The sequence below is a fragment of the Streptomyces pseudovenezuelae genome (genome assembly GCF_029892565.1).
Classification (GTDB): Bacteria; Actinomycetota; Actinomycetes; order Streptomycetales; family Streptomycetaceae; genus Streptomyces; species Streptomyces pseudovenezuelae_A.
The window spans coordinates 42,188-55,442 of record NZ_JARXVH010000035.1; the positions used below are offsets into that span (position 1 = coordinate 42,188).

At 69.4% G+C, this 13,255-nt stretch carries 6 protein-coding genes; 3 read left to right on the forward strand and 3 right to left on the reverse strand.

All coding sequences use genetic code 11. The annotated features are described in order from the left end of the window. Window positions 1-23: 23 nt before the first annotated feature. Entirely contained in the window at window positions 24-4,913 is a 4,890-nt protein-coding gene (locus M2283_RS49100; protein WP_280883139.1) for a non-ribosomal peptide synthetase, read from the reverse strand. A gap of 386 nt (window positions 4,914-5,299) precedes the next feature. Between M2283_RS49100 and M2283_RS49105 the strand changes: the two genes are divergently transcribed. Then, the gene (locus tag M2283_RS49105; protein WP_280883140.1) at window positions 5,300-5,632 is read left to right on the forward strand and encodes a trypco2 family protein; all 333 of its coding nucleotides are present in this window, start codon (window positions 5,300-5,302) and stop codon (window positions 5,630-5,632) included. Window positions 5,633-5,642: 10 nt separating this feature from the next. Continuing rightward, window positions 5,643-9,545, forward strand: coding sequence for a trypsin-like peptidase domain-containing protein (locus M2283_RS49110; protein WP_280883141.1), 3,903 nt, complete (start codon window positions 5,643-5,645; stop codon window positions 9,543-9,545). Window positions 9,546-10,407: 862 nt separating this feature from the next. On the opposite strand, the gene M2283_RS49115 is transcribed toward M2283_RS49110, so the two are convergent. Next, window positions 10,408-10,704, reverse strand: a complete 297-nt coding sequence (locus M2283_RS49115) for a hypothetical protein (protein ID WP_280883142.1) — start codon at window positions 10,702-10,704, stop codon at window positions 10,408-10,410. Window positions 10,705-10,861: 157 nt separating this feature from the next. On the opposite strand from M2283_RS49115, the gene M2283_RS49120 reads away from it, so the two are divergent. Next, window positions 10,862-12,052, forward strand: coding sequence for an RNA-guided endonuclease InsQ/TnpB family protein (locus M2283_RS49120; RefSeq protein ID WP_280883143.1), 1,191 nt, complete (start codon window positions 10,862-10,864; stop codon window positions 12,050-12,052). A 300-nt stretch (window positions 12,053-12,352) separates the two neighbouring features. Here M2283_RS49120 and M2283_RS49125 read toward each other — a convergent pair. Next, window positions 12,353-13,255: S8 family serine peptidase (locus tag M2283_RS49125; RefSeq protein WP_280883144.1), on the reverse strand; the 903-nt coding region annotated here is incomplete at its 5' end.

Here is a 13,255-nt window from a genome sequence, read left to right on the forward strand (position 1 = left end):
GCGGTGAAAGGGGCCGGCTCACGTTACGGACAAGCTGTGTGCGGCAGTGGGCTGTCTTTGGGTGGCTGTTCCGAAGCGAGGTTGAGCCGGCGGGCGAGCCCGGCGACGGTCGGGTTCTCGAACAGCGCGCGCACCGGGAGTTCGATGTCCAGCGCGGCCAGCACCCTGCCGGTCATCCGCAGGGCGAGCAGCGAATGGCCGCCCAGCGCGAAGAAGTCGTCGTCGGCGCCGACGGAGGGTATGTCGAGTATCTCGGCGAAGAGTTTGGACAGGACTGCCTCCGAGCCTGGCGGGGTCACCCGGCCGACACGTGGGGCGGGCAAGGGCGGGAGGGTGGGCGCCGTGGTCTTCGGCAGGGTGTGATCTCGGGTCGGCGAATCCGGTGTGGACTCCAGCTCCGAGACCACGTGGTGCAGGGCTTCGACCAGTGCGGTGCGCACCCAGTCGGTGCCGATCGACGGGAGCGCCTGGGCGACGAGCAGGAAGCCGTCCGCGGAGTCGTCGACCGACAGGAAAACCGGGTAGTTCGTCCGCTCCTCGCCGGCCAGGAGCGTGACGCCCGGCACTATCTCCGTCACCCCCGGTTCCAGTACGACGGACGTGGCGTGCCGGTAGTTGAGGACGGTCGTGAACAGCGGCAGTCCGGCGTCCACCGCACCGCACCGCTGCGCCCGTGCCAGCGAGGCGTGTTCGTGGCGCATGAGCTCGGCCAGGAGCCGGTGCGTGCTTCGCACGCACGCAGCGGCGTCTCGCGCGCCCGCCGCCACCCGGACCGGCAGCGTGTTGATGAAGGCGCCGATCCCTCGCTGCGCGTGCGCGCCGCCCCGCCCGAACAGCACCGTGCCGAACACCGCGTCGTCCTGGCCGGTGGTGCGTGCCAGGGCCCGTCCCCAAGCGACGTGGAACAGCGTCGCCGGAGAAACCCCCGCTGCTCGCGCCGTCCCTCGTACGCGCGCTGCCAGCTCCGTGTCGAGCCACGTCCGTGCTTCGTCGACGCCGAGGCCGTTCCCCTGCACGTCCAGAACGCCGAACGGTGCTGTCGGCCCGGTCACCCCGTCCAGCATCCGCCGGAAGAACCCGTCGTGCTCCGCCTCCTGGGCGTCGAGGAGCGACCGGGCGACCACCGTGCGGTACGGCACGGGGTCCGGCAGCCGTCCGCCGGTTCCCGCCATGTGCGCGCCGATCTCGGCGAGCAGAAACTGCAGCGACGTGTTGTCGTCCACCAGGTGGTGCAGCAGCAGCGAGACGAGCCAGCGCCCGTGTTCCGCGTCGAACATGGTGGAGACCCGCAGCAGGGGTGCCGCTTCGAGATCCATCCGGTACCGGCGCGCGTCGACCGCACTCGCCAGGTCCGCGGCCGAGCCCTGCCCGAGCCACCGGACCGGCAGCTCCGCGCGCCGCCGCACCACCTGGACCGGCAGCGGAAGTCCCCGCCACACCACCGCGGTCCGTAGGACGTCGTGACGCTCGACGGCCTTGTGGAGTGCGTCGAGGAACGCGTCGAGCCTTTCCCGCGAGTCGACGGCCAGCAGGCCCGAGATCACGTACGGGTCGCCCTCCTGCGCCAGGGCGTGGTGGAAGAGCATGCCCTCCTGGAGGGAGGTCAGCGGATAGATGTCCTGCACGTCCGCTGCCCCCTCCGGGACGGTGGTGAGCACCCGGTCTATCTCCCCCTGGGTCAGCTCGACCAACGTCAGCATTTCCGGGGTGATCGCCCGGGTTCCGGGCGTCACCAGGTTCGGCGGTACTTCTGTCGCGGCGCCCGGCGCGCCGAGCGCCGAGGCGAGGCCGGCCGCGGTCGGTGCCGAGAACACGGCGCGGACGTCCAGCCGTATCCCCTGGGCGCGCAACGCCTCCACCAGCTGTACCACCAGCAGGGAGTGGCCGCCCAGCTCGAAGAAGTTGTCGTCGACACCCACCCGGTCGACGCCGAGAACCTGCGCGAACGTCGTGCACAGCAGTTCCTCGTCCGGTGTGGCCGCCTCCCGGTGCGCACCGTCGTGGGGTGCCGCGTAATCGGGAGCCGGCAGCGCCGCCCGGTCGAGCTTTCCGTTGACCGTGAGGGGGAGGGCGGGCAGCTCGACGAAGGCAGCGGGCACCATGTGCTCGGGCAACGCTGCCGCCACCCACGCCCGCAGCTCAGCGATGTCGAGACCGCCGGCCGATGTCGTGTAGCCGACGAGACGCCGGTCGCCAGGGGAGTCCTCACGTACCACGACGGCGGCCTCGCCCACCGTGGTATGGGCGGCGAGCCGCGCCTCCACCTCGCCCGGCTCGATCCGGAAACCCCGCACCTTGACCTGCGAGTCCGAGCGCCCGAGGTACTCAAGACGCCCCTCACGGTTCCACCGGACGACGTCCCCGGTCCGGTACATGCGCCTGCCCTGTTCCCCGAACGGACAGGCGACGAACCGCTCCGCCGTCAGGCCGGGGCGCCCCAGGTAACCGTGTGCGAGCTGGGCACCCGCCAGATGGAGGTCGCCCGCCACGCCCACCGGCACCGGACGCAGCCGCGCGTCCAGCACGTACGCCTCCAGGCCCGGCAACGGCGGACCGATCACGCTCGACGCCCGCGCCGATCCGGACTCCACAGGCAGCTCCTGGCAGCTCGCGTGGACCGTCGTCTCGGTGATCCCGTACATGTTCACCAGGCTCGGCGACTTGGCGCCGTGCCGTGCGAACCACCCCTGCAGACGCGCATGGTCCAGTGCCTCGCCGCCGAGGACCACCGTGCGCAGCTCCAGCCGCGCGGACAGCCGCGGTGCCTGTTCGTCGGCGCGCACCAGCTGGTAGAAGGCCGAGGGGGTCTGGTTCAGCACCGTGATCCGCTCACTCACCAGCAGCGCGAGGAACTGCGCCGGCGAACGCGAGACCGAGAACGGCACGACAACGAGCCGGCCGCCGTGCAGCAGTGCCCCCCACAGCTCCCACACAGAGAAGTCGAAGGCGAACGAGTGGAACAGCGTCCACACGTCCTGCGGGCCGAACGCGAAGCGCTCACGAGTCGCCGCGAGCAGACTCACGACGCTGCCGTGCGTCACGGCGACCCCCTTCGGCCGCCCCGTCGAACCGGACGTGAAGATCACGTAGGCCGGCTGCCGCGCGTCCACGCCCGGCGTGAGGTTCGCCCCGCTCAGCCCCGCCAGCCATTCGGCCGTCCCCGGATCGTCCGACACCACGACGGGCACCCCGCCCGATACCGCACCGGCGGACGCGGTATCGGTCACCGCCAGCAGGGGCATGGAGTCCTCCAGTAAAGAGGCGATGCGCTCTGGCGGATAGCCGGGATCGACCGGGACGTAGGCCGCGCCGACCTTCAGCGTCGCCAGGATCGCCACCACCAGCCCGGCGGAACGCTCCAGCACTACGGCCACGCGCGTGTCCGGCCCTGCACCCCGGAACCGCAGCAGGCGCGCGAGCCGGTTGGCCCGCGCGTTCAGCTCTCCGTACGACAGCGCCTGGGCGCCGTGCGTCAGCGCCGTCGCTCCCGGAGCGCGTGCCACCTGCGCCTCGAACAGCTCCGGCAGCGCCGCTCCGGACACCGTAGGCGCCGGACGGCTGCCCAGGGCCAGGACGCGTCCACGCTCGGTGTCGCCGAGCAACTCGGCATCACCCACCGTCGCGTCGGCCCCGGACCGGACCGCCCAGTCAAGCACGCGCCGAAACCTGTCGACGTGCTCACCGACGTCGTGCGCGTCGTACCTGTCGGCGGCGGCGTCGACGACGATCTCCATGCCGTCACCGCCTCGCCTGTCGTACACGGCGAGCGACACGTCGTCCACCGGCCCGTTCGACAGGTTCCGGCCGCTGACCACACACCCGCCGAAGGACATCGCCGAGTGGTCGAACGACATCACGTTCACACGGAAGTCGGCGAGAGTGCCCCGCTCGACGAGCCTCAGGTCGCGGAGCATGTCCTCGTAGCGGTACCGCTGGTGCCGCAGCCCGCGCCGCACCGACGCCGTGACCTCCGCCGCCACCTCGCCCAGCGACATGCCGGCCTGCACGCGGCAGCGAACGGGAAGGACGTTCGAGGTCATGCCGGGTATCCGGAGCCGCCGGGACCCCGGGCGACCGAGCACAGGGATGCCCACAAGAAAGTCCTCCGCCCCCGTGACGCGGTGCACGTACACCGCCGAGGCGGCGATGACCAGGCCGGACAGACTCGTCCGCAGCCCCCGGGCCGCCTCGCGCAGCGCCTCCGTCCCGGCCGGACCGATCGGGTGTGTCGCACGCACCGTTGCCCGCGACCGCGCACCCGCGGTGCCACGTCCCCCGAAATCGAGCGGCGCGGGCGGCTGCGCGAGCGTCTCTCTCCAGTACACCTCGTCCGCGGCGCGGTCCGCCGATGCGCGATAGGCTCCCTCGTCCTCGAACAGGACGGAAACCGGCGCCAACCGCCCCTCGTCCGGGTCGCCGCCGACCGTCAACGCGTCGTAGACCTGTGCGACGCGTGCCAGGATGACCGAGCCGCTGAACCCGTCGATGGCAATGTGGTGGCACCGCTGATAGCAGAAATAGTGGTCGTCGCCGACGGTGAGGAGCGCCGAGGTGAACAGCGGGCCCTCCTGGAGATCCACGGGGCAGCCCATGTCGGCCCGCATCCACTCCGCCGCCGCCGCACGTGGGTCGGCCTCGGCGCTGACGTCCACCCGGCACAATGTCCAGTCGTCGCGGTCCCCCACGACCTGCCACACGTCCGCGCCGTCACCACCGAACCGCAGATGGAACGCGTCGACCTCGCGCAGGGTCCTCCGCAGTGCTTCCTCGAACGCGGTGAGATCCAACGGGCCCCGGAACTCGAAGTACTCGCCGATGTTGTAGCGAGGGTCGTCGGGGGCGAGTTGTTGGGCGTGCCAAATTCCCAGCTGCCCGGCCATCAATTCCGACCGGGTCGCCTCGCGCTCCGCCATGAACATTTCCCTCAAGGTCGCGGTGGTACAAAAAGTGAGTTCGAGTATGTGTGCTTCGATATCCCGCTGATCAACTCATCTCATGGCCAGGCCAGGCCAGGCCAGGCCGCTGTCGCGGCTGGAGCGCTACGGGGCATCTCCGGCACGGTCCACTGCCGTGCGACGTGGCCCCCAGTGTCCTAACAGCGTGGCTGGTCGGCAACCGGCTCGTGTGTGTGGGGGGAGGGGGTACACCATGATCGTCCTGCCATCACGCTCAGTGTTTCGCCGTCGAGGCGGTGAAGTCGTCGATCAGTCGAGCAGGACGGGAGCCGAATAGGGGCGCGCCGCCGACCGGGCCTGCGACACTGGTCCTGGACAGCAGTGGATGTCGAGTGGAGGGTTGGATGGCCGGCGAGGACCAGGGGATACCGGGGATTGGACTCACCGAGGCCATCCAGACGCTACGTGCCGAGCTACTTGCCGCTCAGCGCGATCCGAGTCACCAGGACATCCAGTTCCCGATCCAGAGCATCACGATCGAGCTGAAGGTAGCCGCCACGCGCTCGGCAGACGGCAAGGCGGGCTTCAAGATTCCGTTCGTCAACGCCGAGTTGGGCGCTGGCACCGGGTGGCAGAAGGAAAGCCTGCAGGCGATCACCGTGGTGTTCGACGCGCCCGTCGACCAAGCCGGCAACCGGGTCAAGGTGGTCTCGGCCGGAGACCAGGTGAAGGGCTAGTCCCGTCGTGGTGGCCCTGGCAGACCGGGTGGTCGAGGTTGTCAGCGACTTCGGTCCGAGCACCTCGCCGAGATACCGGTACGGATCCGGCTGCGTCATGTCCGGGCGAACTGTGCTCACCGCGGCGCATGCCGTGGTGGGGGCTGACACGGTCTGGGTACGGGGACGCGACAAGCGCCAGCGCGCAGCTCGCGTGGATCCCGCCTATGTCGGTGATCCGGAGTCCGTCGACCTCGCGCTGGTCGAGCTCGACGAGGACACAGGCTTCCCAGCGCTCTTGGCTGCTGCGGTGGACCGTGGAAGTGCCGTACCCGAGGTCATCGATCGCTGCCACACTGTCGGCTACCCGGCTTTCAAAGAACGTACTACGCAGGGTGCCACGGTCAGGGACACGGTAGGCGTCAGCGGGCACATCTCCGTGCTGGCGAACCTGGTCAGCGAATTGCTCACACTGCACGTCACCGCGTCCCCTCGGCCGTTGCCGCAGCACGGGCAGTTGTTGGCCCAGACGGAGTGGTCCGGCATGTCGGGCGCACCTGTCTGGGCAGGCGAATACCTCGTCGGCGTCGTTACCGAGCACGCCCCCCGCGAAGGGGCATCGGCGCTCACCGTCACGCCGCTCACGCACCTCGAACGGTTGAGCAACGCCGAGCTCTGGTGGCCAAAGCTCGGCGTGGAGTGCGCGGCCGGGCTGGTACTCATGCCCGCGCCCAGCGGCGAACGGCAGCGCCCCGCCTACACCGCGACGCTGCGCGAGATCCACGCGCGTACTTCTCTGCTGCTGAACCGGGAGCGCGAGCTCGCCGACGTCGCGGCCTTCGCCGTCAGCGACCAGAGCTATCGCTGGATGGTCGGCGGTGCGTGGGCCGGCAAGACCTCGCTGGCAGCGGAGGTCGTGCTGGGGGCGATGCCGCCGCAGGTCCGCGTGGTGGCGTACTTCCTGTCCCGGCGGGAAGCCGACGCCGACAGCAACCACTTCCTCGCCGCGGTCGTTCCGCAGCTCGCGTACCTGCTCGACGACGACCCACCAGATCCCGACCTGCATGGGTTCCGGGCGCTCTGGGAACGTGCGACGGCGTGGGCTGCGCAGCACAACCGCCACCTCCTACTGGTCGTCGACGCGCTCGACGAAGACCTGCAGCCGCCAGGGTCGCCGAGCGTGGCCGCTCTCCTGCCTACGCTTGCGGGCGGAGCCGCGCACGTGCTGGTGACCAGCCGGCCACACCCCGACCTGCCGACCGATCTACCGGTCGACCACCCGCTGCGAGGTGTCACCCCCACGCCCCTGCGGCAGAGCTCAGAGGCACGGGCAGTGGAGCAGCGGGCCAGACAGGAAATCGAGGAGCTCCTCCGGGGCAACGATCCGCAGGCCGACCTGGCTGTCGAGGTGCTCGGTCTCCTGGCCGCCGCGTCCGGGCCGCTTGCCGTCGACGACCTGACTGCTCTCACCGGCCAACGCCCGCGAACCATCCGGCGGTTCGCTACGGAACGCGCGGCCCGCAGCCTGCAGCCAGTAGGCGCGGAAGGGCAGCGCAGGTACCAGTTCGCCCATGCTGCCCTCCTCGACTACTGCGCGAACGGCGAGGACACCAGTGAGCTGGAGTTCCAAGCCCGGATCCATCAATGGGCGCAGGAATGGCAAGCTCAGGGCTGGCCGACGGACACGACCCCTCGCTACCTCCTGGACTCGTACCCCGCCGTGCTGGCCGCCCTTGACCGGGAGCGGTTTCACGTATTCGTCACGGACATCGGCTGGCAGGACACCGCCGTTCGCAGCATCGGCGTCGACGCTGTGCTCCCTCACATGCGCAATGCCAGGCTCGTCACGGAGGTGGGTACCTCGATCGCGGACAAGCTGATCGTGGCGCAAGCGCACAATCTTCGCCCTCCGCTTCCCACCGAGCGACCTGGCTACGTCGTCGGACAGTTAATCCTGCAAGCCCAGCTTGACGGCGCCTTGGTGACCGAACGGTACGGCCGGGAGCGCCTAAGCGACCTCGATCAGAAGGTGCCGTTCCCGCTATGGGCCCACCGCACCAACCCCGCGCTGGCCTACGAGCTCGGCATCCACCCGGGCGGGGTCTCCGCCCTGACCGTGTTGTCGAACGGCCAGATCGCGACGGCGGGCGGCGCCCGCGGCAGGCTGCTGCTGTGGGATCCGACGCTGCCCGGATCCCGGCCGCGGGAGCTCGGCGAGCATGGCCTAGGTGTCACCGCGATGACCAGCACACCGGAGAACCTGATCGTCGCCGCAACTGCCTCCGGTCGGATGTTCCTCTGGAGCCAGGTCTCCAAAGGCGCCCCCGACTCCGAGTTCACGGCACGTGCGGGCTTGGTGGCCCACCTTGTGATGCTCCCGGACGGACGGTTGGTGAGCGCCACCCGGGTGGCTGGGCCGTTGCTGGTGTGGGACCTCACCGCACCAGCGAAGGACCCGATGCAGCTCCGCCGCCACAACGACTTTGTGGACGCGGTGATCGGCCTGCCCGGCGGCCGAGTGCTGACGGCGTCCGGACCCGAAGGCCACCTGGACATCTGGGAGCCACACGCCAGCCAGCTTGACGAGCGGCCGGTTCGCCTCGGCTCGCACGGCGAGCGGGTGATCGGCATGGCCCTGTTGACGGACGGAATCCTGGCGACCGTTGGCAAACGTGAGGGACAAGTCCTGCTGTGGGAGCCGATCGAGCCTGGCACGACGCCGTTCGAGCTGAGCAGACAGGGCGACCACAAGGACATCGTGCACACAACGGCCGCGATGACTCCGGACGAACTTGTAACGGCATCCGGCCCTGAAGGCCGGCTGCTCGTCTGGTGGCTCAGTACGATGGGATCTTCACCGGGCCCTCGTGGCCAGGAGATCAACTGGAATGTGATGCGGGCCAATCGCGAGCCAATCCCACTCGGATTCCATGGCGAGGCCGTCCGCCAGCTGTCGGCGGTATCCCACAACCGCCTGATCACCGCCGGCCGCGATGGGGGCCGACTGCTGGGGTGGGATACCACCTTCCGGTACCACTACCGGCATGGCCCCGCCTACCATGAACCCATCGACAGGCTCGCCACCCTGCCCGGCGAACGCATAGTCAGCGCGTCCCGCTGGGAAGGCGACCTGCTGGTCTGGGACCCGGCCGATGGCGGCCAGCAACCGACCAAGTTGGGCAGCACAGGTGGCCACGTCGACGCCCTCGCGGTGCTGCCCGATGGACACGTCGTCACCCAGTCCGTGACCAAAGCCGGAGCGCTGGAAGAGTTGCTGATCTGGGATCCCGCGAGCCCGGAAGAGCCCTCGCGATCCCTCGGGTTCGTGGGGACACAGGCCGTTCCGCTCGCGGTTCTGCCGACCGGATACGTCGTAACCGCGGGCAGGCGGCTGGGGCTGGCGGTCTGGGACCCCGATCTTCCGGGCTCGGACCCTGCGGTCGTCGCAGGGCTCGTCGAACCGGTCGATCACCTGCTTCCGGTTTCCGCTCGTCACGTCATCACGGCGTCCGGCGACCATGGTCAACTGCTGCTGTGGGATCTCACCGCAATCGACGGTCCGTTCGAACTGGGCAGGCTCGGTCGGAAGGTCAAAATCATGCTGGCCCTGGCCGAGACCACCCTGCTCACGGTGGGCATCGGCCCTGGAGACCTCTACCTCTGGGACCTCACCGAACCGTTCCCGCACCCGACGCACCTTGGTCACCACGGCCGAGACGTCACTGCCGTCGCCCTATCCGACGGGCGATTCGTCACTGCGGGCGACTCCGATCACGTACGGATCTGGGAGCACGACGGCAGGTCCACCGTGTTGTGCGCGACGGGTCCGATCCGAGCGCTGGCCACCGCACCGGCCGCGGACGGCCATCATGTGTTTCTCGCGAGCGAGCTCGGCGGGCTTTCGGCGTGGTGGGTTCCGGCTGGCTGGTCCTAGAGCCCCGACTCACGTACAGGGCCAGACCAGGAAACGTCGCCAGGGCAGCCGTGACCGCGGACGGGGCGGCAGCCCAGAAGGCGGTCGTGTAGCTGTGTGTGGACGCCTGGAGTAGTTACTCACGACAGTGGCCAACGTGCCTACTGGTGTAGTTGCAGCTAGCGCTGACGGCGGGGTTGGACAGCAGCGCGGTGCCGATTTGCTTCATCGACCTCCGGTATTGATCCACACCAGATCCGCGTTCCGGTGGAGCTCGGGATCCCCCACGAGCAGGCTGCGGCCGCGCAGGAACTGGCAGACCGGGCTTGGCCGCCCGGTTCGCATCGAGCCGGGCAAGAGCGTGGACAGAGCGCGCTCGCAGACAGCCGTCCCGGCGCCCAGGCAGTACCTGAGGATGGTGAGCGTGCGAGAGTCCTTGCGGTAGTCCGGTCGTCGCTCCCGCCGCTGCTGGGCGAACTCCTCCGCCAGGTGCCGGGCAGACTCGGTCAGCGGCGGCTCGCTAGCCCTGCCGGCGGACCTGTACCGGGAGCGGGGCTGACCTGCGGGTATGACGGACACAGCCCACGCATCCGGCCCTTGAGGCGGGGAAGCCGCCCCGAGTTATCTTTCTGCGGTCATCCCGAGGATTCGGCCAGGGCCGTGAGACTGAGTGAGTGGCCACGACGTGAGACACCGCGAGAAGCCGCAGGTCACAGGATCGCCGTGGGAGACGAGCGACGGGATCCTACACAGCCTAAAAGCACCAACCGCACCAGGCACCCGAGCAGCCCTCCACCACCGGCGTCAGGGTTCGCCAGCACGCTGACCAAGCGTGGTCGGGCCTGCGGTCGAGATGCTCGGGGTCGTGGTCGGGGCGACGGTGTCAGGGCGTGTCGCCGGAGTAGTAGAAGCGGCACGTCACACCCGGGCCTGGCGTGCGGGGCTCGCCGGGGTGCGGGTCGTACAGGGCGCGGCCGCCGGGCCACCGCGTCAGCTCGGTGGACAGGGCGACGCCGTCGTCGACTTCCTCGGTCCGCCATCCGTGGATGTCCAGCAGGAGGCCGTCCAGCGGCCCGCCGACCAGTGCGGCGTAGGTCCGGTGAGGGAGCGGGCCGGGGTTGGGGTCGTCGTGCTCCGCACCGTAGACCCGGCCGTTCAGCAGCTGCTCATCGCCGTTCATCGGGGCTCTCCTTTGTGGATACCCCCGGCTTCAGCCGGGGGAGGAAACGAAGCTCCTGCGAAGCAGGGCAGGAAAGCCGGTCCGCCCGGGCGGACCGGCGTGCGCCATCCACCGGCCGAAACCTGTCGATCACACGGAATCCGATAAGGTGTGAGGCATGGCGCGGCAGGTCAAGCGGGTGTTCACGTACCGCTTTTACCCCACAGGCGAGCAGGCGGCGGAGTTGTCGCGCACGTTCGGCTGCGTCCGCCTCGTCTACAACAAGGCGCTGGAGGAACGCACGCGGGCCTGGTACACAGAGCAGCGCCGTCTGTCCTACGTGCAGTCCTCCGCCGCACTCACGGAGTGGAAGAAGACCGGGGAGCTGGCCTTCCTGACGGAGGTGTCCTCGGTCCCGCTGCAGCAGGCGCTGCGCCATCTGCAGACGGCGTTCGGGAACTTCTTCGCCCAGCGGGCGAAGTATCCGCGTTTCAAGTCCCGGAAGAAATCCCGTGCGTCGGCCGAGTACACGCGCAGTGCCTTCACGTGGCGTGAGGGACGGCTGACGTTGGCGAAGATGGCCGACCCCCTGGACATCCGCTGGTCGCGTCCGCTGCCCCAGGGCGCGGAGCCGACCACGGTGACGGTGTCCCGTGACAGTGCGGGACGCTGGTTCGTGTCGCTGCTGTGCGAGGACTGCATCACCCCGGCTCCGGCCACGAAGAACGCGGTTGGCATCGACGCCGGGATCACCTCCCTGGTGACGCTGTCCACCGGCGAGAAGGTCGCCAACCCCCGGCACGAGCGCCGCGACCGTGCTCGTCTGGCCCGTGCGCAGCGGGAGTTGTCGCGGAAGGCGAAGGGCTCGGCGAACCGGGAGAAGGCCCGTCGCAGGGTTGCCCGCGTGCATGCGCGGATCGCCGACCGGCGCCGCGACCACCTGCACAAACTGTCGACCCGGCTCGTCCGTAAGAACCAAACGGTCGTGATCGAGGACCTCACCGTCCGCAACCTGCTGAACAACCACACACTGGCGCGTGCCATCTCGGATGTGTCGTGGAGGCATCTGAGGTCGATGCTGGAGTACAAGTGCGCTTGGTATGGGCGTGAACTCGTCGTGGTCGACCGCTTCTTCCCCAGCAGCAAGCTGTGCGGGGCCTGCGGCACGGTCGCGGCGAGGATGGCGCTGAATGTCCGCGCGTGGACGTGCGACTGCGGCGCCGTACATGACCGCGACATCAACGCGGCCTGCACCATCAAGGCGGCCGGGCTGGCCGTCTCGGCCTGTGGAGCCGGTGTAAGACCTCACGGGAGCACTCCTGGCGGGCAGCCGGCGTTGAAGCAGGAACCCCTACAGCGCGAGCCGTAGGAATCCCCCTCCTTCAGGAGGGGGAGGAAGTCAACGGACCAGCCTTGCAGCCGTCACCGACAACGCAGGCTTTGCTGATGGCCGCCTTGGGCCTGCTGTGATTGGTCGAGATAGTTGTCACCTGGTCGCGATACTTGTCACTGGGCCTGGACGGGGTGGTCGATCTGGTGGGCAACTTCCTCTGAGTCCGCCTGCAGGAGTTGGAGGAACTGGTGGCGTGCAGGGTGGCCGCGCCCGTCTCGGATGAGCACGTCACTGTCCATCGACACGGCCTCGCTCGGTGGATCCATCCCGGCGGCCTCAGCCGCCGGGATGGATCCAGTAGCCGCGGCGCAGGGCGGCGATGAAGGCGGCGCCGTTGGGGGTGCCGATGCCGGTCATGGTGTCGTAGCCCTTGGCGGTCACCTGCTGGGTGTCGGGGCGTTTTTGGGCGTCGAAGACGTCGACGTTCGCGCTGGTGGAGGTGTCGTCGGGCGCGATGTACGCGGCCCGGTTGCGCTGCGGCGTGGACGTGCTAATCGGCAGGGCGTCGTGGCACGCATGGGTGCGGGCCAGGCGGTAGAGCAGCGGGTTGATGAAGCCGTAGGGCGACTTCCGTCCTTGCTGGGCGTCGGCGACGAGACCCGCGACCAGCGGGGTGGCCAGGCTGGTGCCGGCGCTCGACACGGTGCGGTAGCGCCCTGGGTTCCCGTCGCTGTCCGTGTCGGTGTAGCCGGTCAGCATGCCGGTGTCGGGGTCGGCGTCGGCGGCGATGTCGGGCACGGTCCGGCCGAGCACCGTCTTGTGGGCCACCTTGACCCGTGCCATCGACGCCGGGACGACGCCCTTCTGGTACGACGGCTGCCGGTAGACGTCGCTGACGCCCCCGCCGCCTCCGCTGACGCCGAGGTCGGTCCACTTGCCGCCGTCCAGCGAGCCGAAGTCGTCGGACCAGCCGGTCTCGAACACCCGGTTCTTCGCGGCCCCGATACCCAGGGTGGTGCCGCCGACTGCCACCGCGTACGGGTCGGAGTCGGTGACGGTGAGGCCCGGGGTGTCGCCGGAGGCGAAGTACATGCCGACCCCCTCGGCGGCGGCCCGCACGTCGATGACGTGCACGATCCATGGCGACACCATTCCCAGCGGGATCTGCCACGAGTTCGACGCGATGGAGGCCAAGGGGTGGTGGCCGTCCCCGGTCAGCACGGCCGAAGCCGCGTTCAG